The 25,171-nt window shown below is 62.0% G+C and carries 24 protein-coding genes; 12 read left to right on the top strand and 12 right to left on the bottom strand.

Annotated elements, in window-relative coordinates; all coding sequences use genetic code 11:
- Nucleotides 1-5 precede the first annotated feature (5 nt).
- The 6 genes from tgt to coaD form a co-directional block, all read right to left on the bottom strand.
- Nucleotides 6-1,136: a tRNA guanosine(34) transglycosylase Tgt gene (gene tgt / locus DEM27_RS08565; RefSeq protein ID WP_109457813.1), complete on the bottom strand. Its 1,131-nt coding sequence runs from the start codon at nt 1,134-1,136 to the stop codon at nt 6-8.
- Entirely contained in the window at nt 1,136-2,218 is a 1,083-nt protein-coding gene (gene queA, locus DEM27_RS08560) for a tRNA preQ1(34) S-adenosylmethionine ribosyltransferase-isomerase QueA (RefSeq protein ID WP_109457812.1), read from the bottom strand. The genes tgt and queA overlap by 1 nt, the downstream gene beginning before the upstream one ends.
- Before the next feature lie 3 nt (nt 2,219-2,221).
- Nucleotides 2,222-2,671: a DMT family transporter gene (locus tag DEM27_RS08555; protein WP_109457811.1), complete on the bottom strand. Its 450-nt coding sequence runs from the start codon at nt 2,669-2,671 to the stop codon at nt 2,222-2,224.
- Between the two features lie 88 nt (nt 2,672-2,759).
- Nucleotides 2,760-3,275 (bottom strand): peptidylprolyl isomerase, encoded by a 516-nt coding sequence (locus tag DEM27_RS08550; RefSeq protein ID WP_109457810.1) that lies wholly within the window; start codon nt 3,273-3,275, stop codon nt 2,760-2,762.
- Between the two features lie 34 nt (nt 3,276-3,309).
- Nucleotides 3,310-3,879 (bottom strand): peptidylprolyl isomerase, encoded by a 570-nt coding sequence (locus tag DEM27_RS08545; protein ID WP_109457809.1) that lies wholly within the window; start codon nt 3,877-3,879, stop codon nt 3,310-3,312.
- Between the two features lie 26 nt (nt 3,880-3,905).
- The gene (coaD, locus tag DEM27_RS08540; RefSeq protein WP_109458187.1) at nt 3,906-4,400 is read right to left on the bottom strand and encodes a pantetheine-phosphate adenylyltransferase; all 495 of its coding nucleotides are present in this window, start codon (nt 4,398-4,400) and stop codon (nt 3,906-3,908) included.
- A gap of 204 nt (nt 4,401-4,604) precedes the next feature.
- On the opposite strand from coaD, the gene DEM27_RS08535 reads away from it, so the two are divergent.
- From DEM27_RS08535 to DEM27_RS34955, 3 genes are all read left to right on the top strand, one after another.
- A complete protein-coding gene (locus tag DEM27_RS08535; RefSeq protein ID WP_109457808.1) occupies nt 4,605-4,817 on the top strand; it encodes a hypothetical protein in 213 nt (70 codons plus the stop codon).
- 110 nt (nt 4,818-4,927) lie between these two features.
- A complete protein-coding gene (locus DEM27_RS33915; protein WP_165823375.1) occupies nt 4,928-5,086 on the top strand; it encodes a hypothetical protein in 159 nt (52 codons plus the stop codon).
- A gap of 50 nt (nt 5,087-5,136) precedes the next feature.
- Nucleotides 5,137-5,271 (top strand): hypothetical protein, encoded by a 135-nt coding sequence (locus DEM27_RS34955; protein ID WP_280954510.1) that lies wholly within the window; start codon nt 5,137-5,139, stop codon nt 5,269-5,271.
- A 162-nt stretch (nt 5,272-5,433) separates the two neighbouring features.
- Here DEM27_RS34955 and gyrA read toward each other — a convergent pair whose 3' ends face one another.
- Nucleotides 5,434-8,235 (bottom strand): DNA gyrase subunit A, encoded by a 2,802-nt coding sequence (gyrA, locus tag DEM27_RS08525; RefSeq protein ID WP_109457806.1) that lies wholly within the window; start codon nt 8,233-8,235, stop codon nt 5,434-5,436.
- Nucleotides 8,236-8,533: 298 nt separating this feature from the next.
- Here gyrA and DEM27_RS08520 point away from each other — a divergent pair, with 298 nt between their 5' ends.
- Nucleotides 8,534-9,154 carry a MarC family protein gene (locus DEM27_RS08520; RefSeq protein WP_109457805.1) on the top strand — a complete coding sequence of 207 codons (621 nt, stop codon included), beginning with the start codon at nt 8,534-8,536 and terminating at the stop codon, nt 9,152-9,154.
- Nucleotides 9,155-9,178: 24 nt separating this feature from the next.
- Here DEM27_RS08520 and DEM27_RS08515 read toward each other — a convergent pair whose 3' ends face one another.
- Nucleotides 9,179-9,721: a single-stranded DNA-binding protein gene (locus tag DEM27_RS08515; protein WP_109457804.1), complete on the bottom strand. Its 543-nt coding sequence runs from the start codon at nt 9,719-9,721 to the stop codon at nt 9,179-9,181.
- A 259-nt stretch (nt 9,722-9,980) separates the two neighbouring features.
- On the opposite strand from DEM27_RS08515, the gene uvrA reads away from it, so the two are divergent.
- From uvrA to DEM27_RS08500, 3 genes are read left to right on the top strand one after another with little or no spacing between them, the layout of a single operon-like run.
- Complete coding sequence (uvrA, locus tag DEM27_RS08510) at nt 9,981-12,902, top strand: excinuclease ABC subunit UvrA (RefSeq protein ID WP_109457803.1); 2,922 nt, start codon at nt 9,981-9,983, stop codon at nt 12,900-12,902.
- Nucleotides 12,899-13,360 carry a GNAT family N-acetyltransferase gene (locus DEM27_RS08505; RefSeq protein WP_109457802.1) on the top strand — a complete coding sequence of 154 codons (462 nt, stop codon included), beginning with the start codon at nt 12,899-12,901 and terminating at the stop codon, nt 13,358-13,360. The genes uvrA and DEM27_RS08505 overlap by 4 nt, the downstream gene beginning before the upstream one ends.
- A gap of 23 nt (nt 13,361-13,383) precedes the next feature.
- Nucleotides 13,384-14,190 (top strand): DUF72 domain-containing protein, encoded by an 807-nt coding sequence (locus tag DEM27_RS08500; RefSeq protein ID WP_109457801.1) that lies wholly within the window; start codon nt 13,384-13,386, stop codon nt 14,188-14,190.
- A 197-nt stretch (nt 14,191-14,387) separates the two neighbouring features.
- Here DEM27_RS08500 and DEM27_RS08495 read toward each other — a convergent pair whose 3' ends face one another.
- The gene (locus DEM27_RS08495; RefSeq protein WP_109457800.1) at nt 14,388-15,860 is read right to left on the bottom strand and encodes an NAD(P)H-hydrate dehydratase; all 1,473 of its coding nucleotides are present in this window, start codon (nt 15,858-15,860) and stop codon (nt 14,388-14,390) included.
- A gap of 343 nt (nt 15,861-16,203) precedes the next feature.
- Between DEM27_RS08495 and DEM27_RS08490 the strand changes: the two genes are divergently transcribed.
- The gene (locus tag DEM27_RS08490) at nt 16,204-16,542 is read left to right on the top strand and encodes a P-II family nitrogen regulator (protein WP_018324798.1); all 339 of its coding nucleotides are present in this window, start codon (nt 16,204-16,206) and stop codon (nt 16,540-16,542) included.
- A 56-nt stretch (nt 16,543-16,598) separates the two neighbouring features.
- Nucleotides 16,599-18,008, top strand: coding sequence for a type I glutamate--ammonia ligase (gene glnA, locus DEM27_RS08485; protein ID WP_109457799.1), 1,410 nt, complete (start codon nt 16,599-16,601; stop codon nt 18,006-18,008).
- A gap of 253 nt (nt 18,009-18,261) precedes the next feature.
- Here the strand turns inward: glnA and DEM27_RS08480 are convergent, their stop codons facing one another.
- The gene (locus tag DEM27_RS08480; RefSeq protein ID WP_109457798.1) at nt 18,262-19,299 is read right to left on the bottom strand and encodes a TAXI family TRAP transporter solute-binding subunit; all 1,038 of its coding nucleotides are present in this window, start codon (nt 19,297-19,299) and stop codon (nt 18,262-18,264) included.
- A gap of 17 nt (nt 19,300-19,316) precedes the next feature.
- Complete coding sequence (locus DEM27_RS08475) at nt 19,317-20,750, bottom strand: coiled-coil domain-containing protein (protein ID WP_128755468.1); 1,434 nt, start codon at nt 20,748-20,750, stop codon at nt 19,317-19,319.
- A gap of 229 nt (nt 20,751-20,979) precedes the next feature.
- On the opposite strand from DEM27_RS08475, the gene DEM27_RS08470 reads away from it, so the two are divergent.
- Together DEM27_RS08470 and hspQ are read left to right on the top strand one after the other, a co-directional pair.
- Complete coding sequence (locus tag DEM27_RS08470; protein WP_109457796.1) at nt 20,980-21,897, top strand: DMT family transporter; 918 nt, start codon at nt 20,980-20,982, stop codon at nt 21,895-21,897.
- Nucleotides 21,898-21,979: 82 nt separating this feature from the next.
- Complete coding sequence (gene hspQ / locus DEM27_RS08465; RefSeq protein WP_109457795.1) at nt 21,980-22,309, top strand: heat shock protein HspQ; 330 nt, start codon at nt 21,980-21,982, stop codon at nt 22,307-22,309.
- A 79-nt stretch (nt 22,310-22,388) separates the two neighbouring features.
- On the opposite strand, the gene DEM27_RS08460 is transcribed toward hspQ, so the two are convergent.
- Nucleotides 22,389-23,024, bottom strand: a complete 636-nt coding sequence (locus DEM27_RS08460) for an invasion associated locus B family protein (RefSeq protein ID WP_109457794.1) — start codon at nt 23,022-23,024, stop codon at nt 22,389-22,391.
- Between the two features lie 271 nt (nt 23,025-23,295).
- Here DEM27_RS08460 and DEM27_RS08455 point away from each other — a divergent pair, with 271 nt between their 5' ends.
- Nucleotides 23,296-25,104 (top strand): extracellular solute-binding protein, encoded by a 1,809-nt coding sequence (locus tag DEM27_RS08455; protein ID WP_109457793.1) that lies wholly within the window; start codon nt 23,296-23,298, stop codon nt 25,102-25,104.
- The last annotated feature ends 67 nt before the right edge of the window (nt 25,105-25,171 follow it).

Below are 25,171 nucleotides of genomic sequence, written 5' to 3'. Positions count from 1 at the left end.
TTGCCTCAGCGCGGGGGAATGTCGCCCTGCGCCCAGTTTTCCAGCGTTTCGGCGTAAAAATCGCGGAAACGTCCTTCGGCGATGGACTTGCGGATCCCCTGCATCAATTCCTGGTAATAATGCAGGTTGTTCCACGACAGCAGCATGCCGCCCAACGCCTCGTTGGAACGGACGAGATGGTGCAGGTAGGCGCGGGAATAGTCGCGCGCTGCCGGGCAGGTCGATTCCTCGTCGAGCGGACGGCTGTCCTCGGCGTGGCGGGCGTTGCGGATGTTGACCTTGCCGCGGCGCGTGAAGGCCAGCCCGTGGCGGCCGGAGCGGGTCGGCATGACGCAGTCGAACATGTCGATGCCGCGGGCCACCGATTTCAGGATATCGTCCGGCGTGCCGACGCCCATCAGGTAACGCGGCTTTTCCGTCGGCAGCACCGGCAGGGTGATGTCGAGCATGTCGAGCATCACAGGCTGCGGCTCGCCGACCGCCAAGCCGCCGACGGCATACCCCTTGAGGTCGAGTTGCTTCAGGCCTTCGGCAGAGCGGACGCGCAGGGCCTGCACGTCGCCGCCCTGGACGATACCGAACATCGCTTTGCCCGGCTGCTCGCCGAAGGCGACGCGGCAGCGTTCGGCCCAGCGCAGCGACATTTCCATGGCGCGCTCGATGTCCTTCGGTTCGGCCGGCAACGCCACGCATTCATCGAGCTGCATCTGGATGTCCGAGTCGAGCAGGCCCTGGATCTCGATCGAACGTTCCGGCGACATATGGTGCGTCGAGCCGTCGACGTGGCTCTTGAAGGTGACGCCCTGCTCGTCTAGCTTGCGCAGGCTGGAGAGCGACATGACCTGGAAGCCGCCGCTGTCGGTAAGGATCGGATGCGGCCAGCGGATCAGCTCGTGGAGGCCGCCGAGGCGGGCGACCCGTTCGGGACCGGGCCGCAGCATCAGGTGGTAGGTGTTGCCGAGGATGATGTCGGCGCCGCTGTCGCGCACCTGATCGAGATACATCGCCTTGACGGTGCCGACCGTGCCGACCGGCATGAAGGCCGGCGTGCGGATCGTGCCGCGCGGCATGGTGATCTCGCCGAGGCGGGCGCTGCCTTCGACCTTCTTCAGGTTGAATTGAAAGGTTTCGCTCATCAGTCTTTCCGGAAAAGCAGGCTGGCATCGCCATAAGAATAAAAACGATAGCCGGTTTCGATGGCATGCGCATAGGCCGCCCGCATGGTCTCCAGGCCGCTGAAGGCCGAGACCAGCATGAACAGCGTCGAGCGCGGCAGGTGGAAATTGGTCATCAGCACGTCCACCGCCTTAAAACGGTAGCCGGGGGTGATGAAGATGCCGGTGGCGCCGGACCACGGCCGTATGGTGCCGTCATCCGCGGCCGCACTTTCGATCAACCGCAGCGAGGTTGTGCCGACGCAGACGATTCGCCCGCCGCTTGCCTTCACCGCATTGAGTCTAGCAGCCGTCGCGGCATCGACCGTGCCGATCTCCTGGTGCATCTTGTGGTCGGCCGTATCGTCTGCCTTGACCGGCAGGAAGGTGCCGGCACCGACATGCAGGGTGACGAAATGCCGTTCGATGCCGGCCTTGTCGAGTGTTTCGAACAGGCTCGGGGTAAAATGCAGCCCGGCGGTGGGGGCCGCGACGGCGCCCTCCTCCCGGGCATAAATGGTCTGGTAGTCGCGCCGGTCCTGGTCGTCGTCCGGACGCTTGGCGGCGATGTAGGGCGGCAGCGGAATATGGCCGGCGATGGCGATGGCCTCGTCGAGCGCCGGGCCGGAGAGATCGAAAAGCAGCGTAACTTCGCCGCCTTCGCCCTTCTCCTCGACGGCGGCATCGAGCGTGCCGAGCAGGCAAACGTCGCCGTTGTGGCCGAAGCTGATGCGGTCTCCGACCTTGATGCGCTTGCCGGGCTTGGCGAAAGCCTTCCAGCGGTCGGGCGCCACGCGCATGTGAAGCGTTGCCGAAACCTGTTGGCCGCCGGCGCCCTCGCGCCTGCGGATCCCCTCCAACTGCGCCGGGATGACCTTGGTGTCGTTGAACACCAGCGCATCGCCCGGGCGCAGGAAGGACGGCAGGTCGCCGACGTGGTGATCGGCAAGCATCGGTTCTGCATCCGGCCGGACGACGAGCAACCGGGCGCTTTCGCGCGGCTCGGCCGGCCTGAGCGCGATGTTGTCTTCCGGAAGATCGAAATCGAAGAGATCGACGCGCATGGCTCAGAACATCCGGATCATCAGGACGCCGACGCAAAGCAGCATCGCCCCCGCCAGCCGCCCGACGCTGATTTCGCGCACGGCAACGTCGAGCAGCCCGAATCGGTCGATGACGAGGCCGGCGCAGAGCTGGCCGGCGATGGCGAAGGCCATCAGCTCCGTCGCGCCGATGCGTGGCGTCAGCAGTACGGCGGCGGTTACATAGAAACCGCCGAGGCAGCCGCCGGCGACATACAGCCAGGGCGCCGGCGCACGCCAATCCAGCACCGTTCCCTCGACGCGGGTGAAGACGACGGTGATAATGCCGAGCACGATGGCGCCGGCCAGGAACGAGATCATCGCCGCGGCGACGGGAAGGCCAAGGCCGCGTCCGAGCTGTGCATTGATCGGTGCCTGAAACGCGATGCAGGCGCCCGCGGCAATGCCGAACAACGCCCATAAAATTCCAGCCATGACAGCGAATCCCTAGAAGAACGTAGTCTACGAGAAAAAGCAAAAACCGCCCCGGACAGGCAGGGCGGTTTTGCGATGGCGAGAAAGATCAGGCTGCGGCGTCGGCGGCAACCCGTGCGGAAACGATCGAGTCGGGATCGCGCACCGGCTCGCCGCGCTTGATCTTGTCGACATTGTCCATGCCTTCGATGACCTGGCCCCAGACCGAATATTGCTTGTTCAGCCAGGGGGCGTCGGTGAAGCAGATGAAGAACTGCGAGTTGGCCGAGTTCGGGTTCTGCGAGCGGGCCATCGAGCAGGTGCCGCGCGTATGCGAGGTTGCGGAGAATTCCGCCTTCAGGTCCGGCTTGGAAGAACCGCCCATGCCGGCCCGGCCCGGGTTGAAGGTTTCCGAACCCTGCTTGCCATATTCCACGTCGCCGGTCTGGGCCATGAAATCCTCGATGACGCGGTGGAACACCACGCCGTCATAGGCCTTTTCGCGGGCCAGTTCCTTGATGCGGGCGACATGCTCCGGCGCCACTTCCGGCAGAAGCTGGATGACGACCTTGCCCTTGGTGGTTTCGAGGATGAGGGTGTTTTCGGGATCCTTGATCTCGGCCATGTCTTTCTCCTTTATGGCTGCGCTGGCGCGCTGTTTATTTGCCGACGGTGACCTTGATCATCCGGTCGGGATCGCTGACTTCGCCGTTCTGGCCTTCGCCACGCTTGATATTGTCGACGTTTTCCATGCCCGAAACGACCTTGCCGACGACCGTGTACTGGCCGTTGAGGAAATCGCCGTCGGCGAACATGATGAAGAACTGCGAATTGGCGGAATTCGGGTCCTGGGCGCGCGCCATGCCGACGGTGCCGCGCTTGAAGGGCACGTCGGAAAATTCGGCGGGGATATCGGGGAGCTTCGAACCGCCGGTGCCGGCAGCGGATGCGTCGAAGCCGTCGTTCATGTCGCCGTACTGGACGTCGCCGGTCTGGGCCATGAAACCGTCGATGACGCGGTGGAAGGCGACGTTGTCATAGTCGCCGTTCTTGGCCAGCGCCTCGATCTGGGCGACGTGCTTCGGAGCGTTCTTCGGGTCAAGCTCGATGACGACGGGGCCGTCCTTGAGCTGGATGGTCAGCAAATGCTGCGCCTGCTGGGCGATGACCTCGCCGGCGAAGGAGGCGACATAGAGAACCGCCGCAAAGGCGAGAGTAAAATATTTCATGTGAGCTCCATTCGTATGGCTAAGGCTCAAGACACAAAACGGGCCTTGAGCGCCCGGAAAACCGTAGCAGGAACAAAACCGCTGACATCCCCGCCCATGGCTGCGATCTGGCGCACCAATGTGGCGGTAATGGGCCGCGAGGCCGGTTCCGCCGGCAGGAAGACGGTCTGGACATCCGGCGCCATGCGCCGGTTCATCCCCGCCATCTGCATTTCGTAATCGAGATCGGTGCCGTCGCGCAGGCCGCGGATCAGCAGGCTGGCGCCGTGTTCGCGCGCCGCATCGACGACGAGATTGCCAAAGGAGACGACCGAAACGCCATCCGCCTTTTCCGGCAACACGTCGGCGATCGACCGGCGAATGAGATCGGCGCGCTCTTCGAAAGAAAACAGCGGCGTCTTGCCCGGATGAACACCGATGGCGACGATGACCCGCGGCGTCAGCGCCAGCGCCTGCACGAGGATGTCCAGATGTCCGTTGGTCATCGGATCGAAGGACCCGGGATAAAACGCTGTGATCATGATCGGCCGGCTTTCGGTTTCGAGGCCTTTTGTCACGGAAGAGCCGGCGCTGCAAGCCTTTTGCGGCTTTCCCCCTGCCCCGGCCCGGCGCCTTGCAGGTGAACGGCCGATGAATGCGCCATTCAAGCCTGTTTCAGCCTGAAAATGGTTGGATTGCGCCAGGGATGAGGCGGGGCGCCTCAAAGAAAACGGGACGAAAAGACGATGCTTGTGTTGTTGACCCTCGCCACGGTGGCCGCATCGCTGGTGCTCGAATGGGCCTTTCACCGCTTCGACCGGGCCTGCAGCGTCGAGTGGCGCACACCGGCTTCATGGCGCCATCTGGCCGCCGGAATTGCCGGACCCCGCCCCCAACGTAAGCCGATGCGGCTCCAGAAAGCTGAACGCCAGATGAACGAGCCATTCAAAGAGGCTTAAGACGAATTTTGGTTAAGGTAGTCTCACCAGGACCCTGGAACAAAATTTAACCCTGCGCATTTAGTTACCGGAAAGCAGATATGCAAAAAAATCTGAAGAGAAACAAAATCATGTTCGACAAGATTTCGATGATCAGCCTGGTCTGGATGTGCATGGTCGGCGCCATGCTGACGGCAACCGTCTCGCTCTACGGCGAAAACGGCACCGCGGTCGCTAAAACCGGCGTCACCGAAGTAACAGCGCGTTCATACAAGCTCAGTCAATATTGACGACAAGAAAGGCGATAGAGATCGCCGGCCACCAAGGAAAGGAAAGATCCATGTTTCTGACTTTGACCGTACTCGCCGCTCTGATCAGCTCGATGTTCGTCGCGTCCGTGGTATCGGCCCTCTCCGAACTCAGGCGCGAAAGCGAAGACATGAAGGAACTGACGCGGGCTCACCGCGCCTTCTGACGCACATCCCTTTATCAAAGCGGCACCTCCTCCCGCCGCTTCTGCAAAAAACCGGATGGCTCCTCCCGTCCGGTTTTTTCTTTGCCCTGACAGGGCCGCCATAAACGCAAAACGGGCGGCTCGTGCCGCCCGTCCTGTTCATGATGGATCAATACAGGTCGCTTATTCGGCCGTGGTGCCGGCTTCGCCGCCGTTGCCGTCGGCCTCGATGTCCGATCCATTGTCTTCATCGCTCTCCGGCTCGCTGATGCGCTCGACCGAAACCACCTTCTCATCCTTGGCGGTGGAGAAGATCGTCACGCCCTTGGTGGCGCGGCTGGCGATGCGGATACCGCCGACCGGTACGCGGATCAGCTGGCCGCCATCGGAGACGAGCATGATCTGGTCGGCGTCGAGGATCGGGAAGGCTGCGACCAGCTCGCCGATCTCGCCGGTCTTCGACGTGTCGGTGGCACGAATGCCCTTGCCGCCACGGCCCGAGGTACGGAAATCGTAAGAAGAAGACCGCTTGCCAAAACCCTTTTCCGAAACCGTGAGCACGAACTGTTCGCGCTCCTTCAGGTATTCGTAGCGTTCATCGGAAAGCTGGCCCTCTTCCGAGACCTCCTCGCCGACGAGGGCGATATCGTCCTCATCGACGCCGCTGGCACGACGCTCGGCCGCAGACCGCTTCAGATAGGCGGCGCGCTCCCAAGGTTCCGCTTCGACATGGCCGACAATGGTCATCGAGATGATGCGGTCGCCGCTGCCGAGCGTGATGCCGCGCACGCCGACCGAATTGCGGCCGGCAAAGACGCGCACGTCGTCCACCGGGAAGCGGATGCACTGGCCAAGCGCCGTCGTCAGCAGCACGTCGTCGCCGGGAAGGCCGAGATCGAGGTTGGGACCTGTGCAGGTTTCCACCGAGAGGATTTCGTCGCCGTCCTCCTCCAGCTTCATGGCGATCTTGCCGTTGCGGTTGACCTGGACGAAATCCGACAGCTTGTTGCGGCGCACGGTGCCGCGCGTCGTCGAGAACATCACGTCGAGGTTGTCCCAGCTGTCCTCGTCCTCCGGCAGCGGCATGATGGTGGTGATGCGTTCGCCGGGCTCCAGCGGCAGCATGTTGATCAGCGCCTTGCCGCGCGATTGCGGCGTGCCGATCGGCAGGCGCCAGACCTTCTCCTTGTAGACGATACCGCGGGACGAGAAGAACAGAACCGGCGTGTGCGTATTGGCAACGAATAGCCGGGTAACGAAATCCTCGTCACGCGTGGCCATGCCCGACCGGCCCTTGCCGCCGCGGCGCTGCGCCCGGTAGGTGGCGAGCGGCACGCGCTTGATGTAGCCGAGGTGCGAAACCGTGACCACCATGTCCTCACGGGCGATCAGGTCCTCGTCTTCCATTTCGAGGCCGCCGTCGATGATCTCGGTGCGGCGCGGCGTGCCGAACTCGTCGCGGATGGCGCCGAGTTCGTCCTTGACGATGCTCTGGATGCGCAGGCGCGACGACAGGATGTCGAGATATTCCTTGATTTCCTCGCCGATCTTGTTGAGTTCGTCGCCGATTTCGTCGCGGCCGAGCGCCGTCAGGCGGGCAAGACGAAGCTCGAGGATGGCGCGTGCCTGTTCCTCTGAGAGATTGTAGGTGAGGTCGTCATTGATGCGATGGCGCGGGTCGTCGATCAGGCGGATCAGCGATTCGACCTCGACGGCCGGCCAGCGGCGTTCCATGAGGGTTTCGCGTGCCGTCTGCGGATCCGGCGCTTCGCGGATGACGCGGATGACTTCGTCGATGTTGGCCACCGCAATCGCCAGGCCGACCAAGACGTGCGCCCGCTCGCGCGCCTTGCGCAGCAGGTATTTCGTTCGCCGGCTAATGACCTCTTCACGGAAGGAAACGAAAGCGCGCAGCATGTCCAGCAGCGTCAGCTGTTCCGGCTTGCCGCCGTTGAGCGCCACCATGTTGCAGCCGAAGGAGGTCTGCAGCGGCGTGTAGCGATAGAGCTGGTTGAGGATGACCTCGGCATTGGCGTCGCGCTTCAGCTCGACGACGACGCGGTATCCCTGGCGGTCGGATTCGTCGCGCAGGTCGGAAATGCCCTCGATGCGCTTTTCGCGCACCAGTTCGGCCATCTTCTCGATCATCGTCGCCTTGTTCACCTGGTAGGGAATTTCGGAGATGATGATCTGCTCGCGGTCGCCGCGCATCGGCTCGATGCGGGCGACGCCACGCATGATCACCGAACCGCGGCCGGTCTCATAGGCCGAGCGGATGCCGGAGCGGCCGAGGATCAGCGCGCCGGTCGGGAAATCCGGGCCGGGAATGATCTGCATCAGTTCCGGCAGCTCCATCGCCGGATTTTCGATCAGCGCGATGCAGGCGTTGATGACTTCCGACAGGTTGTGCGGCGGAATGTTGGTCGCCATGCCGACGGCGATGCCGCCGGCGCCGTTGACCAGCAGGTTGGGGAATTTCGCCGGCAGGACTGCCGGTTCGTTCAGCGTGCCGTCGTAGTTGTCGCGGAAATCGACGGTTTCCTTGTCGAGATCGTCCAAAAGCGCGTGCGCCGACTTCTGCAAGCGGCACTCGGTGTAGCGTTCGGCCGCCGGCGGGTCGCCGTCGACCGAGCCGAAATTGCCCTGGCCGTCGATCAACGGCAGGCGGAGCGACCAGTCCTGCGCCATGCGCGCCAGCGCATCGTAGATCGCCGCATTGCCGTGCGGATGGTATTTACCCATCACGTCGCCAGTGACGCGCGCACATTTGACGTATTTCTTGTTCCAGTCGATGCCCAGTTCGGACATGCCGTACAGGATGCGCCGATGCACGGGCTTCAGCCCGTCGCGGACATCAGGAAGCGCGCGGCTGACGATGACGCTCATGGCGTAATCGAGATACGACCGCTGCATTTCCTCCATAATGGAAATAGGTTCGATGCCTGGCGGATATTTGCCGCCACCCGGGGGTGTTTGTTCAGTCAAATTGAATCACGATCTTGTTTCGGAATCAGATGGGGTTTTATAGCGGAAACCGGCTCGTGGCGCCAATTTTCCAGGCGGTTGTGAACAGATTTCAGCGGCCAAAACAAGGCAATTGGCGGATTTTACCGTGGTCTGGGGCGCCGCCGACCACAGCGCCCGCCACAAGCAGCGCGACAGGCATTTGCCGCCCTGCCCCGGATCGTCGCCGGAGCGCGAAAATCGTGTCGCAGGGCTTTGACCTTGCCGGCCGCAGGCGGCACAATCGCGCCAGGGGAACAAAAAGAGGGGTGCCGCTGCCATGGACGTGCTGATCAACGCCTTGACGACGCTGCTGGTGACGCTGGATCCGCCGGGGCTCGCGCCGATCTTTCTCGGCCTCACCGTCGGCATGAGCCGCGAGCAGCGCCGCCAGGTGGCGTTCCGCGGCACGCTGATCGCCTTCTGCATCCTTGCCGTCTTCGCGCTGTTCGGCGCTAGCGTGCTCGGCATTCTCGGCATCTCGATCGGCGCGTTCCGCATCGCCGGCGGCTTGCTTCTGTTCTGGATCGCCTTCGAGATGGTGTTCGAGAAGCGGCAGGAGCGCAAGGAAAAGACCTCGGAGGCGGCGATCACCAAGGACCACATCCACAACATCGCCGTGTTTCCGCTGGCCTTGCCGCTGATTGCCGGCCCCGGCGCCATCTCGGCGACGATCCTGCTCGCCGGCTCGATGCCGAGCGCAATCGACCGGTTTCAACTGATCCTGATCATCGCCTTCTGCACGCTCTTGCTGTTCGCCACGCTGATCATCGCCGAGCGCATCGATCGTTTCCTGGGCGTCACCGGCCGGGCGATCCTCACCCGGCTGCTTGGGGTCGTTCTTGCAGCCCTTGCCGCGCAATTCGTCGTCGACGGCATCCGTTCCGCCTTCGGGATCTGATAGCCGCCGACGGACAGCAGTCGATCAGAACGGGATGTCGTCGTCGAGATCGCGCGAAAAATTGCCGCCGGAGGAGGACGAAGAGCTGCCCCGGGCCGGTGCGCCACGCGACGAGGAAGACGACTGGCCGTAGTCGTCGCCACCGTAGTCACCGCCGAAGTCGCCGGACGGGCGTCCGCTGCTGCCGCTGAAGCTGCGGTCGCCGCCGCCTTCGCCGCGTCCGTCCAGCATGGTCAGGGTCGAATTGAAGCCCTGCAGCACCACTTCCGTCGAATAGCGGTCCTGACCGTCGCGATCCTGCCACTTGCGCGTCTGCAAGGCGCCTTCGATATAAAGCTTGGCGCCCTTCTTGACATATTGCTCGACGACCTTGCACAGCCCTTCGTTGAAGACGACGACCGTATGCCATTCCGTCTTTTCACGCCGCTCCCCGGAGTTTCGATCCCGCCAGGTATCCGAGGTTGCGATGCGCAGGTTGGCGATCGGCCGGCCGTCCTGCGTGCGGCGGATTTCGGGGTCGGCACCCACGTTTCCAATCAGAATTACCTTGTTGACGCTGCCAGCCATACGCTTCACCCTGCCTGCCGCACTGCCTGCGGCATCTCACGAGAAAAATTGATCCGTATATCTTAAACCATCGAAACGCCTCGATGGTTCACCCTGTTTGATAATCCACAGGCAATTTTGTTCTTTATTTGTTCTAGTAAATCTCTATAATCGTGTCAATAGAATCGCAGATTTCGCCTCGACACGCGCGACGGCATGACTACATAAGGACTGCCTTTACCGGATAGCGCCGGTCTTGTCCCCGGATACGAGTGACCCCATGAGTGAACTGAAATCGCTTTCCATTCGCGGTGCCCGCGAACACAATCTCAAGAGCATCGATCTCGACTTGCCCCGCAATTCGCTGATCGTCATGACGGGTCTTTCCGGATCGGGAAAATCGTCGCTCGCCTTCGATACCATCTATGCGGAAGGCCAGCGGCGCTACGTCGAGAGCCTGTCGGCCTATGCCCGGCAGTTCCTGGAGATGATGCAGAAGCCGGATGTCGACCGGATCGACGGCCTGTCGCCGGCGATTTCCATCGAGCAGAAGACCACCTCGCGCAATCCGCGCTCGACGGTCGGCACGGTGACGGAAATCTACGACTACATGCGCCTGTTGTTTGCGCGTGTCGGCGTTCCCTATTCGCCTGCAACGGGTCTGCCGATCGAAAGCCAGACGGTCAGCCAGATGGTCGACCGCATCCTCGCTTTCGAGGAGGGCGCGCGTCTTTATATCCTGGCGCCGATGATCCGCGGCCGCAAGGGCGAGTACAAGAAAGAACTCGCCGAACTGATGAAGAAGGGGTTCCAGCGCGTCAAGATCGACGGCCAGTTCTACGAGATCGCCGATGCCCCGACGCTGGACAAGAAATACAAGCACGACATCGACGTCGTCGTCGACCGCCTCGTGGTGCGGTCCGACATCGCTGCACGCCTCGCGGACAGCCTGGAGACCAGCCTGAGGCTGGCCGATGGCCTGGCGGTCGCGGAATTCGCCGACAAACCTCTGCCGGTGGAAGAGACGGCGGCCGGCGGTTCGGCCAACAAGTCGCTGAACGAGACGCATGAACGGGTGCTGTTTTCGGAAAAATTCGCCTGCCCGGTCTCCGGTTTCACCATTCCGGAAATCGAGCCGCGGCTGTTTTCGTTCAACAACCCGTTTGGCGCATGCCCGTCCTGTGACGGCCTCGGCTCGTTGCAGAAGATCGACGAGGCATTGATCGTGCCGGAGCACGACAAGAGGCTGAAGGATGGCGCGGTGGCCCCCTGGGCCAAGTCGACCTCGCCCTATTACAACCAGACGCTGGAAGCGCTGGGGAAAGCCTTTGGTTTCAAGCTCAATGATCGCTGGTCGGATCTGTCGATTTCGGCGCAGGCGGCGATCCTGCACGGCACCGAGGAGAAGGTGGAATTTCTCTATGCCGATGGCGCGCGTTCCTACACGACGACAAAGACCTTCGAGGGTATCGTTCCCAATCTCGAGCGCCGCTGGAAGGAGACCGATTCCGCCTGGGCGCGTGAAGAAATCGAGCGTTACATGTCGGCGGCCCCCTGCCCGGCCTGCAACGGCTACCGCCTGAAACCGGAAGCGCTGGCCGTCAAGATCAACCGCCTACATATCGGCGAAGTCACCGACATGTCGATCCGGGTGGCGCGCGACTGGTTCGAGATCCTGCCGGACAAACTGACGGCGAAGCAGAACGAGATCGCCGTGCGCATCCTCAAGGAAATCCGCGAGCGCCTGCGCTTCCTCAACGATGTCGGCCTCGATTATCTCAGCCTGTCGCGCAATTCCGGCACGCTGTCTGGCGGCGAGAGCCAGCGCATCCGGCTTGCCTCGCAGATCGGCTCCGGCCTGACGGGCGTGCTTTACGTGCTGGACGAACCGTCGATCGGCCTGCACCAGCGCGACAATGCCCGGCTGCTCGATACGCTGAAGCACCTGCGCGACATCGGCAACACCGTGATCGTCGTCGAGCATGATGAGGACGCCATCCTGACGGCCGATTATGTGGTCGATATCGGCCCGGCCGCCGGCGTGCATGGCGGACAGGTGGTGGCCGAAGGCACGCCACAGCAGGTCATGGCCAATCCGAAATCGCTGACCGGCAAATATCTGTCCGGCGAATTGGGCGTGCCGGTTCCGGCCGAGCGACGCAAGCCGAAGAAGGGCAAGGAAATCAAGGTCGTCGGCGCCCGTGGTAACAACCTGAAGAATGTCACGGCCGCCATTCCGCTCGGCGTCTTCACGGCAGTCACCGGCGTTTCCGGCGGCGGCAAGTCGACCTTCCTGATCGAGACGCTCTACAAGTCGGCGGCGCGGCGCGTCATGGGCGCGCGCGAAAATCCGGCGGACCACGACCGGATCGACGGTTTCGAGCATATCGACAAGGTGATCGACATCGACCAGTCGCCGATCGGCCGCACACCGCGCTCCAACCCAGCAACCTATACCGGCGCCTTCACGCCGATCCGCGACTGGTTCGCCGGCCTGCCGGAAGCCAAGGCCCGCGGTTATCAGCCGGGCCGGTTCTCCTTCAACGTCAAGGGGGGGCGTTGCGAGGCCTGCCAGGGCGACGGGGTGATCAAGATCGAGATGCACTTCCTGCCGGATGTCTACGTCACCTGCGACGTCTGCCATGGCAAGCGTTACAATCGCGAGACGCTGGACGTCACCTTCAAGAGCAAGTCGATCGCCGATGTTCTCGACATGACGGTGGAAGAAGGCGTCGATTTCTTCGCCGCCGTGCCGGCGGTGCGCGACAAGTTGCAGTCGCTGAAGGATGTCGGCCTTGGCTACATCAAGGTCGGCCAGCAGGCGAACACCCTGTCGGGCGGCGAGGCGCAGCGCGTCAAGCTCGCCAAGGAACTGTCCAAACGCTCCACCGGCCGTACGCTCTATATCCTCGACGAGCCGACGACCGGCCTGCATTTCCATGACGTCGCCAAATTGTTGGAAATGCTGCAGGAACTGGTCAACCAGGGCAATTCCGTCGTGGTCATCGAGCACAATCTCGAGGTCATCAAGACGGCCGACTGGATCCTCGATTTTGGTCCCGAGGGTGGCGATGGCGGCGGCGAGATCGTCGCCGTCGGCACGCCGGAGCAGATCGTACGTGAAGAGCGCTCCTATACGGGCCAGTTCCTCAAGGAGCTGCTGGAGCGGCGACCAGCAAAGAAGGCGGTGGCGGCGGAATGACGATGCGGCTCGCAACGGCTGCGGATGTGCCGTTGGTCGTGGCGCTGAAGGCGGCGGCCTACCAGCCCTACACCGATGCTTTCGGCTACCCGCCTATCCCGGTGACGGAGGATTATGGACCGCGCGTAGAGCGCGGCGAAGTCTGGTTGCGGCAAGTGGACGACGCGGTGGCCGGACTTGCAGTCGTCGAGCGCCATTCGGATCACGCCATGCTTTTCAGCATCGCGGTCTCGCCGGATTTCCAGCGGACGGGACAGGGACTGGCGATCTTGAACTGGCTTGAAGCCAGGGCGCGGGAATGGTCGGTGCCGGAACTGCGCCTCTACACGAATGCGAGGATGGAGCGGAATATCGCGCTTTATCTGGCCTTCGGTTTTCATGAAACGGGTCGACGGCCCAACCCCTATCGGCCAGGGTGGACCATTGTCGACATGGCAAAGACAATCGATGCGGGGTGAACCTCGCCAGCGTGGAGGAACGAATGAGCAAATCGGGTACGATCCGCGTCGGCATCGGCGGCTGGACGTTCGAGCCATGGCGCGGACATTTTTTTCCCGCCGATCTCAAGCAGAAGGACGAACTGAATTATGCCAGCCGCCAGTTGAAGGTCATCGAGGTCAACGGCACCTATTATGCCACGCAGAAGCCGGAGACCTTCGCCAAGTGGGCGGCCGATGTTCCGGATGACTTCATCTTCTCGCTCAAGGCGACACGTTTCGTCACCAATCGCCGCGTGCTGGCGGAAGCCGGCGAATCGATGGGGAAATTCCTCTCGTCGGGCATCAGCGAACTCGGGCATCATCTTGGTCCCCTGCTCTGGCAATTCGCGCCGACGAAAAAGTTCGATCCCGAGGATTTCGAGGCTTTTCTGAAACTTCTGCCGGAAAAGCAGGACGGCTTGCCGTTGCGGCATGTGGTTGAGGTCCGACACGATTCCTTCAAGGTGCCGGAATTCGTGGCGCTGCTCGCCAAATACGGCGTTGCGCCGGTGTGCGCCGAGCATTTCGATTATCCGATGGTGGCCGACGTGACCGCCGATTTCATCTATGCGCGCCTCCAGAAGGGCTCGGACGATATTCCGACCTGCTATCCGGAGAAGGATATGAAGGATTGGGCCGCACGGCTGTCGCGCTGGGCTGAAGGCAAGGTGCCGGACGACCTGCCCCTGGTGGACCAGGGCCGTAAGGTGGAAACCAAACCGCGCGACGTCTTCGCCTTCATGATCCACGAAGGCAAAGTGAACGCGCCGCATGGGGCAATTGCGCTGCAAAGACAGGTGGACGCGTAGCCTTCAGGCCGCTTGCAAACGCCTCCTGCGTCATCGAGGGAATGACGGTTTATCAACAAGTGGTCGCATTCAAAGCTGGACGCATAGTGTTTTCGCTTTTCTGTGGCATGGGAAGCCGTTGTATCTGCTTGTTTTCGCTTAACATCGTTATCCACATGCTCGAAGCGTCGAGATCCTTCGTTGCTGTCGAAGGCGTCTCAGGTGCGTCTGACAGCCTCGGCAAGGTCTTCTGAGGTCAGGCCCTCGCCGAGGCGGGCGCCGGCCTCGCCATGGCGGTAGACGGCGGCGCAGGCGGCCTCGTAGGCCGGCATGCCTTGTGCCAGCAGGCCGCCGATCATGCCGGCGAGAACGTCGCCCGAGCCGGCGGTGGCGAGCCACTGCGGCGCATTGGTGTTGATCGCGGCGCGCCCGTCGGGCGCGGCGATCACCGTATCCGCGCCCTTGTAGACGACGACGGCATGGGCGCGGGCGGCAGCGCGCGCCGCCTTTTCAGTCTTGCCGAGGGTCTCATCGGCGGCGATGTCGGGAAACAGCCGGGCAAATTCGCCCTCGTGCGGCGTCAGCACCAGCCGGGTTTTTCCATCGGCAAACAGCGAGAACAATGCCTCCGGCGTTTCGCGGAAGGAACTGATGCCGTCGGCGTCGAGCACCAGCGGCCTTTCGCACAATGCGGCGACAAAACGCCGTGCCTTTTCGCCGATGCCAAAACCCGGTCCGAGCACGAAGGCGGACAGGCGGGCGTCTTCGATCCATGCCGTCAGCGCGGCGCTATCGTCCACCTCCCGCAGCATGACGGATGTCAGCGCCCCGGCGTTGAGGGCAAGCGCCTCGGCAGGCGACGCCAGGGTCACCAGCCCGGCGCCGATGCGGAAGCCGGCCCGGCTGGAAAGCCGCGCCGCGCCGGTCGTTGTCGGCCCGCCCGAAAAGACCACCAGGTGGCCGCGCCTGAACTTGTGGGCGTCAACACCGGTTTCCGGTAGATGATCGTTCCAGATCTCCGGCGCGTTCTCCCGCAATACGCCGGCATGCCCCTCGACGATGCGGTGCGGCATGCCGATGTCGAAGATTTCCACGTCGCCGCACAGGCTGCGCCCCGGCATCAGGCGATGGCCGGGTTTCGCCGTCATGAAGGTGACGGTCTTCTTTGCCTGGAAAGCCGCTCCGAGCGGCAAGCCGCGCAGGCCGCACACGCCGCTAGGCAGGTCGACGGCCACGACGGCGATGCCGGCCGCTGTGACCCGTTTAATGACATCCGCTACGACAGGCGGAACCGGGCGCGACAGCCCGGCACCGAACAGCGCATCGACGACGACGTCGCCCCGCCGCGGCCGGTAGTCCTCGATGGAAGCCGAGGCGGCCGGGCATGATGTCCTCGCCTTGGCTGCGTCGCCCTTCAAACTGGCCGGATCCCCGAGGTGAAAGACCGCGACCTCGGCACCGCTTTCCATCAGGGCGCGCGCGGCAACATAACCGTCGCCGCCATTGTTGCCCGGCCCGCACAGCACGACGAACCGACAGGCTTCGGGGGAATGCCGCAGCGCCGAAGCGGCCACCGCCTGTCCTGCCCGTTCCATCAGGCCGAAGGAATCGATGCCGGAGGCTTCCGCCGCGGAATCGCAGGCGCCCATCTCGGCTGGCGTCAGGAGAAAATGCTCGATCGAAACGCTCATTTTTCATCTCTGGAACGAAATCCGGCAGAACGCAACATCGAAGCCGGCGATAATTTTGACGATATTTTATGCATTTGCCTATTTTGTGTTCTGGCCGGGGTACGCTTTTGCTGCCTCATCTGGACGGCTATGCTCTAACTCCTTGGGAAATCGAAGCGATTTAAACAAAAAATAGGCAAAGACGGCTGGTTTTTTCCTCAAATTCAGGCGACAAACAGGAGGAACGGGCAGCAGTGGCGCAAATTTTTGTCGAATGCGCATTCGGTCTGGCACACTATGTGCATAAACGAGGCGGAGCGGGCTGGAGCCTGCTTTAACGGGAGAAGCGGAGAGATATTTTCTCATGAAAAAGATCGAAGCGATCATTAAGCCTTTCAAGCTCGATGAAGTGAAGGAGGCCCTTCAGGAAGTCGGCTTGCAGGGGATTACCGTCACGGAAGCGAAAGGCTTCGGTCGCCAGAAGGGCCACACGGAACTTTATCGTGGCGCGGAATACGTCGTCGATTTCCTGCCGAAGGTCAAAGTCGAAGTCGTGCTGGCGGATGAAAATGCGGAGGCCGTGATCGAGGCCATCCGCAATGCCGCCCAGACCGGACGCATTGGGGACGGAAAGATTTTCGTCTCCAACATCGAAGAGGTCATTCGCATCCGTACCGGCGAAACCGGCATCGATGCCATATAGTAGCCCCGTCATCAGGACGGGGTCATAATCGTCATCTCACTCAAGGAAAATGTTAAATGACGACCGCAAGTGATATCCTGAAGCAGATCAAGGAGAACGACGTCAAGTTCGTCGATCTGCGCTTCACCGATCCGAAGGGCAAGCTGCAGCATTTGACGATGGACGTCACGGTTGTGGACGAGGATATGTTCGCCGACGGCGTCATGTTCGACGGTTCTTCCATCGCCGGCTGGAAAGCCATCAACGAGTCGGACATGGTGTTGATGCCGGATACCGAGACGGTCCACATGGACCCGTTCTTCGCGCAGTCCACCATGGTCATCCTCTGTGATATTCTCGATCCGGTGTCGGGCGAAGCCTACAACCGCGATCCGCGCGGCACGGCCAAGAAGGCCGAAGCCTACCTGAAGGCGTCGGGTATCGGCGATACCGTCTTCGTCGGTCCGGAACCGGAATTCTTCGTGTTCGACGACGTCAAGTACAAGGTCGATCCGTTCAACACCGGCTTCAAGCTCGACTCCACCGAACTGCCGTCCAACGACGACACCGACTACGAAACCGGCAACCTCGGTCACCGTCCGCGCGTCAAGGGCGGTTACTTCCCGGTTCCGCCGGTCGACAGCCTGCAGGACATGCGCTCCGAAATGCTGACGGTTCTCACCGAGATGGGCGTCGTCGTCGAAAAGCATCACCACGAAGTCGCTTCCGCCCAGCACGAGCTCGGCGTCAAGTTCGACACGCTGGTGCGCAACGCCGACAAGATGCAGATCTACAAATACGTCGTCCACCAGGTCGCCAATGCCTACGGCAAGACGGCAACCTTCATGCCGAAGCCGATCTTCGGCGACAACGGCTCGGGCATGCACGTTCACCAGTCGATCTGGAAGGCCGGCAAGCCGACCTTCGCCGGCGACGAATATGCGGGCCTGTCGGAAAGCTGCCTCTATTACATCGGCGGCATCATCAAGCATGCCAAGGCGATCAACGCCTTCACCAACCCGACCACCAACTCATACAAACGTCTGGTGCCGGGTTACGAAGCGCCGGTTCTGCTCGCCTATTCGGCGCGCAACCGCTCTGCCTCCTGCCGCATTCCGTTCGGCTCCAACCCGAAGGCAAAACGCGTCGAAGTCCGCTTCCCGGACCCGACCCAGAACCCCTATCTCGGCTTCGCTGCCATGCTGATGGCCGGCCTCGACGGCATCAAGAACAAGATCCACCCCGGCAAGCCGATGGACAAGGATCTCTACGACCTGCCGCCGAAGGAACTGAAGAAGATCCCGACCGTCTGCGGCAGCTTGCGCGAAGCGCTGGAAAGCCTCGACAAGGACCGCAAGTTCCTGACCGCCGGCGGCGTCTTCGACGACGACCAGATCGACAGCTTCATCGAGCTGAAGATGCAGGAGGTCATGCGTTTCGAAATGACCCCGCATCCGGTCGAATACGACATGTACTACTCGGCCTGATCGAGGCCGCGGCATGGGGCCCGCCTTGGCGGGCTCCAACTGATGAAAAAAGGGGCGGCCCTCGAAGGAGGGCCGCTTTTTTGTTGGAAGCAAAATCTCTTCATCGTCATGCTCGGCCTCGCGCCGAGCATCCAAGCACGCCAGATATATCGTTTATCGTCAATGACTTGGGTGGCGTCGGCAGATCCTCGGGACAAGCCCGAGGATGGCGGAAGGGGCGCTGCCGCCGTCCTGTTCTCTCCGTCTGGTGCGCCTACTGCTGCTTCAGCCGCTGCTTCAGGAGATTGAGGTATTCCTCATTGCCGTCGTTGCTGTTCGTCGTCGTCGCCGGCGTGGTGCAGGACGGCTTGTAGTCGAGTGCCATGCCTGCCTTGACGCAGACGCCGACCTGCCAGCCGGGCGGCAGCGCGGTGAGATCGACGGTCTTCCACTTCGGATGGCCGGTCCGCGAAAGCGTGTCGAGATTGTTGAGGATCAGGTTGGAAAAATCCGAGACCGTCTTGCAGCTGTCGCGCTGGTAGGCGTTGCGCTTGACGTCGTAATCGTAGGTCATCAGCGCCGCCTTGACGGCGATCAGGTCGATCGGCTTGTCGAGGAAGGAATAGGTGCCGGCCTCGATCTTCGACGGTGTGTAGGTGGCCAGAAGCGGTGCCTCGGTAATCGGCAGCAGATGGAATTTCGCCGGATCGATGTTTTCGTTGCGGAAGAGTGGTGCCGGGGCGCCGGCCACGTAGAAAAAGGCGTCGATCTCGCCGGAGAGCAATTTCGGCAGGGCTTCGTCCGGATTGAGCGGCAGGCGTTCGCCGCCCTTGACCTGCAGGATGTCGAGGATGAGCGACGACGTCAGGAAGGTGCCGCTGTCCTTCTTGCCGACGGCGATCTTGTGGTTGGCGAGATCCTTGACGCTGGCAATGTCCTTGCGGGCCAGGATGTGGACCTCTTCATTGTAGAGCGGGAACATGATGCGCACGCCGCGCACCGCCTGTTGCACGTCCGGATCGTTGGCCTCGAAAGTCTTGAGATATTCGAGCACGTCGCTTTGCACGATACCGAACTGGGTGTTGCGACGGTTGCGCACGCCGACAAAGTTTTCAAGCGAGCCGGCGCTTTCGACGACGTTCAGCGTCTGGCCGCAGGTCTTGCCGAGCGCGGCGATGTCGCGGCCGATCTGGATATAGGTGCCGCTGGCGCCGCCGGTCATGATGTTGCGCTGGAATTCCGCCGCCGTGGCATCCGATGCCGCCCATGCCATCGCCACCAGTGCGATGCACGCCTTGAAACCTTTGCGCATCCTTCGTCTTCCTCCGCTCAGCAACTGCTCTTGAGATCGCGGATGAGATTCCGCAGTGAAATCACCGGTACTTTTCCGAGCACGGATTCCAGCGACGTGGTGACGCATTCGCCGGCGACAAGCTTCTGTTTCAGCGTCAGCCGGTCCGCGGAGCTCAGGCCATCGAGGCCGGGTGCGCCGGAAAGCGCCCGTTCGACTTCGAAGGCATCGCGCGGCGTCCCCGATGGAGTCGAGCGTGTCACCTGCGTTTCCGGCTTTGCCGCCACGGCCAGCTTCTCTTTCGCTTCGGCCAGTTCCGCTTCCAGACGCAGGCGCTCCTCGAACCCTTTGGCTTGTTCGTCCTGCAGGGCGGAGACGGCACGCCGTACATCGTCGAGCTGTTTTTCCAGCGCTTTCGCCTGCTCCAGTGCCTTGTTGCGCGCATCGTCCGCCTGGATCAGTTCGGCCTGACGCTGATCGACAAGCGCCTGTAAACCGGGAACGGTCTTGGTCTTGAGCGTCTGCAACTCTTCATCGATTGCTGCCTGCCGGCCGCCGGCTCCCTGCTGTAATGCCGTGATCCGTTTTTCGAGGGCGGCCTTGTCCTTCAGCGCCTGGTCGCGGGCGGTTTCGGCAGAGGCCAGCTTCTGCGACAGCGCGGCATTTGCCGCGTCGTTGTTTCCGGACGTGAGCTTGGTCAGTTCCTGCAGATCGGCAAGCTGCTTTTCTGCCGCAGCCTTGTCTGCGACCGCCTTGTCGCGCGCATGCTCGGCAGCCCTGAGGGCGCCGTCTCCTTCCTTCTTCGCAGCCGCTTCGGCTTCGTCCGCAAGCGCCGTCAGGCGGGCCACCTGCTGCGCCAGGTCGGATTTTTCGGCCAGAGCCTTGTCACGGGCCTGCTCGGCGGCGCTGAGCTGCTGTTTCAGAGCCGCGCCTGAGGCATCGGCCTGGCCGGTGGTCAGCTTGGTCAGTTCTTCGAGATCGGCCAGTTGCTGCTCCGCCGATGCCTTGTCCTTGAGCGCGGTATCGCGTGCCTTTTCGGCGGCCGACAGTTTTTCTGCAAGCTGTCTGGCCTGCGCATCCGAAGCCTCGCTGTTGCCAGAGGTCAGTTCGGTGAGTTGCTGCAGGGCTTTCAGCTGCTCTTCCAGATCCTTGCTGGCCGCCAGCGCCTCGTCGCGCGCCTGCTCGGCGGCTGCGACACGGCCAACGGAATCACCCTTGCCGCTATCTGCGGCAATCAGCTTTTCGGTCATCTGGTCGAGCTCGCCGGATTGGCGTTCAACCTGCTGGCTGAGTTGATCGCGTTCGGCGCGAAGCGCGTCCAGCGTTGCGGTATCCGGCTGCGTGCCGAATCGAATATAGGCGTAGCTGCCGGCAGCACCCAGCACGAGGCTGATGACGACGGCAAAGATCACACCCATCGCACCTGAGGATTTGCCACCCGGGCCTGCATCCCTGCCCCATTGATTGGCCACGATCGTCACCCGTCGGAAAATTGCCTGTCCACGTCAGGTAGCGCGATTTCCGCCATGGCGCAAGCAAGCCGGACCTTGCGGCAGACAGTTGAAATCATGCGAAAACCTCGCCTTCCATCCGCGCCCGTCTCTTCCCAAGCCGTTGCCACAGGTCTAAGAGGAAATGGTTTAGCCCTTCGAACCGCCGGTCCGGCCATGTCTGCGCCGCCATGGCCGCCATTGCAGTGACATGACCACTTCCACCGCCCGCCCCATCGATTGGCTCATCTTCATCCTTGCGGCCGTCTTCTTTTCCAGCAACCTGATTTTCGGGCGCGGCATCAGCGCCGATGTCGGACCGTTCATCACCGCGTTCCTACGCTGGTCGGGGGCAGCGCTCTTCCTGCTGCCGTTCGTTTATCGCGACCGGCAGGAAAGCCTGCCGTTCATGCGCCGGCACACGGGGATCTGGCTGCTGCTCGGATTTCTCGGCATGGGCGTTTGCGGCGGCGGGGTGTACTGGTCGCTGAAATTCACCACTGCCTCGAATGCGACGCTGATCTACACCACGTCGTCGCTGTTCATCATCCTCCTGGAACGTGTGCTGCGCGGGCGGCCGATTTCGTGGCGGGAAATCGCCGGCATGGTCATCGCCTTTGCCGGCGTCACCGTCATCGTGCTCAAGGGCGACTGGCGGGCGGCGCTGCATTTCCGTTTCAACGTCGGCGATCTCGGCATCCTTGCCGCCGCCATTGCCTGGGCGGCCTATTCGCTTTTGCTGCGGCGCCCGGAGGTGAGGCGCCTGGCGCCGCTATCGCTGTTCGGAACGGTCTGCCTTGCCGGCGCGCTGCTGCTGGCACCCGTCGCTCTCTACGAGGCGGCGGCCGGTGGGCCATTGCCCGACAGCCTGTTCGACTGGACCAGGATTGCCGGCATCATCGTCTTCGCTTCGTTGCTCGCCTTTTCCTGCTTCCAGCATGCGGTGCGGGTGTTAGGCGCCTCGACGGCCGGCCTTTCCCTCTATCTCATGCCGCCGATCTCGATCATGCTTGCGGCAATTTTCCTGGGCGAAAGTTTCGAAACCTATCATGCAGCAGGGATCGTTTTGGTCATGGGCGGCGTTATCCTGGCGACAGCGCCGTTGCCGCGGCGGTCGCAGGCAATGTGACAGCTTGTTAACGGCAAGGTCCGATAACTCTTGATGTCGGCGTCGATTGGCACCACATTGTGCAGGGAAAGGAATACGCACCATGAAGCAGAGCAACGCCAAGTTCAGCATCGGCGAGGTCGTCCGCCATCGGATTTTCCCGTTCCGTGGCGTCGTTTTCGATGTGGACCCCGAATTTTCCAACACGGAAGAATGGTGGAACGCCATTCCGGCCGAAATCCGTCCGAGCAAGGACCAGCCGTTCTACCACCTGCTGGCCGAGAACGACGAAACGGAATATGTCGCCTACGTTTCCGAGCAGAATCTCGTGGCGGACGAAAGCGGACTGCCCTTGCGCAACCCGCAGATCGGCCAGATCTTCGAAAAGGGCCAGGCCGGGCAGTATCGCCCGAAATACAATATTTCCCACTGACTTGCTGAATCGGTACTGCCGAACGCAAAGAAGCCCGGCGCGATGGCCGGGCTTTCTGTTTGTTCTGCCGATGGGAAACTTACTGCTGGGTTGCAGCCTTCTGGGCTTCTTCCAGCTTCTTGCGGGCTTCCTCGGCCTTTTTCTGCATGCCTTCTTCCAGGCTGCGCTGGCTTTCGGCAAGCTTCGATTCCGACATGGCCTCGCCGTCGAATGCACCGGTAAAGCCTTCGAGCGAAATCTTGATCGGGTTCGGGGCGCGGCGGAAGTTGATCGAGGTGAAGATCACTTCGCCACCCTTCTTCAGCGAGGCGATCATGCCGTCGGTGAGCGCGACTTCGGCCGTGCAGCGGTCCGGAAGGCAGACGGCGTAATCGAGCTTCTGGCCCTTGCCGCCGTCGATCTGCATGACGACGCCCGGCGGAATGAGCCGTGCGGAGGGCACGGAAACCTGCAAGAGCTTGCGGTTGACCTTGCCCGCAACGGTGATGAGGCCAACGGCCGTGATCATCTGGCCGCTGTTGGCGCGCAGAATGTTTTGCACTGCACAGATGTCGTTGTCTTCCTGCTTGCTGCAGGTCTTGAACCAGCCGAGCGGCGGCTGACCGGCGGCGGCCGCATCCTGCGCTGCCGAGGTCGAGGGCATGGACGCCGCGCCGAAGGTAAGAGCAAGGGCGGAAAGCGCCGCCCGCGTGAAGGTGTCTGCCTTGATCGTCATAACGAAACCCGTCTCCTGAAATCCGGTGCCGGAACGGCTTGCCACCGGTCCTGACTGATTTGGTTCATTCTGCCGTCACCTGTCGTTCAAATGAGGCAAATAGATGACCCTGTAATCCCGGAACCCCTGTTACATCGGGCAGCGGCGGATATCCAGCATTTCTTTGATCTTCCTCCACTGCTGCTCGACTATTAACATAATCGCGTGGTGGATTCGCCAGGACGACCCGCCGGAACGCCGCTTCCGGCAACTGACATCGAAGGAAAAAACCGTGCGCCGTCTGATCATTGCCGCCCTGACAAGCCTCGCCCTTGCCCCATGGCTGCATGCCGCCCCGATGCACGGCATTGCCATGCACGGAGAACCGGCGCTGCCGGCGGATTACCGGCATTTCTCCTACGTCAATCCGGATGTGAAGAAGGGTGGAAAGATTACCTATGGCGTAGTCGGCACCTTCGACAACCTCAATCCCTTCATCCTGAAAAGCATGCGCACGACGGCGCGCGGCATGTGGGATCCGCAATTCGGCAGCATGATGTTCGAATCGCTGATGACCCGCTCTGCCGACGAGCCTTTCAGCCTCTACGGACTGCTGGCAGAAACCGTGGAGTGGGACGATGCGCGCAGTTTTGCGCAGTTCAACCTCAATCCCAAGGCCCGCTGGTCCGACGGACAGCCGGTGACGCCCGAAGACGTGATCTTCACCTTCGAGCTGCTGCGCGACAAGGGCCGCCTGCCCTTCAACCGCCGCATGGAATCGATCGCCAGGCTGGAGAAGATCGGAGACCACGGCGTCCGCTTCACCTTCAACGACAAGGCCGATCGCGAAACGCCGCTGATCATCGCCGCCTACATGCCGGTGCTGCCGAAACACGCCGTCGACGTCGAGCGTTTCGACCAGTCGTCGCTGTCGCCGCCGGTCGGTTCCGGACCCTATCGCATCAAGTCGGTGGCGCCGGGCGAACGGATCGTCTACGTGCGCGATCCGGATTATTGGGGCAAGGATATTCCCTCCAAGGTCGGATTCGACAATTACGACGAGATCGCCGTGGAATATTTCCTGCAGGAAAACACGCTGTTCGAAGCCTTCAAGAAGGGGGAGATCGATCTCTATCTCGACGGCAATCCGGGGCATTGGAACCGGGCCTATAATTTCCCGGCCGCCACCTCGGGCGCGATCGTCAAGGACGTCTTCAAGCCGCGGCTGCCGACCGGCATGCTGGGTTTCGTCTTCAATACCCGTCGCCCCTATTTTGCCGATGCCCGGGTGCGCGAGGGCCTGTCGCTGGTGTTCGATTTCGAATGGGCGAACCGCAACCTGTTCGAAAACGCCTATACGCGAACCCAGAGCTACTGGCAGAATTCCGACCTTTCCTATCTCGGCGTGCCTGCCAGTCCGCTGGAACGGGAAATGATGGGTGACATCGCCGACCGCATCGATCCGGCGGTGCTCGACGGCACCTATCGCATGCCGGTCACAGACGGCTCCGGGCGCGACCGCGCGGTGCTGAAACAGGCGGTCGATCTCCTGAAGCAGGCGGGTTACAGCATCAAGGACGGCATTATGGTCGATGCCGACGGCCGGCAGCTTGCCTTCGAGGTGATGACCCAGAATGCCGACCAGGAGAAGCTGGCGCTCGCCTACCAGCGCTCGCTGCGGGCGCTGGGGATCGCGCTTTCGGTGCGCACCGTCGATGATTCGCAGTTCCAGAGCCGCACCATCAGCTTCAACTTCGATATGGTGATGAAAAGTTTCACCTCGTCGCTTTCGCCGGGTATCGAACAGGTTTCCCGCTGGGGATCGCAGGCGCGCGACCGGCAGGGCAGCGAAAACTATGCCGGCACAGCCGATCCAGATCTCGACAGGCTGATCGCCAACATGCTGGGCGCCCGCACGGCCGAAACCTTCCAGGCGGCGGTACGGTCTTTCGACCGCATGCTGATTTCCCGGCATTATTTCGTGCCGCTCTACCATCTCGGCCAACAATGGGTGGCCCGCCACCGCCGCATCGGCCGGCCGGAAACCCTGCCGCTCTACGGCTACCAGCTGCCGACATGGTGGGACGCGCGGGTGCAATAATCCAAGGTTCCCTTTTGGTAACCGGTTGAATCCGAAGCGCCGAACGCCTAGATCGCGATAATTCTCC

Source organism: Rhizobium album, from assembly GCF_003122325.1.
GTDB classification, from domain to species: Bacteria; Pseudomonadota; Alphaproteobacteria; order Rhizobiales; family Rhizobiaceae; genus Metarhizobium; species Metarhizobium album.
Note: the sequence above shows the minus strand (reverse complement) of the source record. Positions and strands in the feature narration are given on the sequence as shown.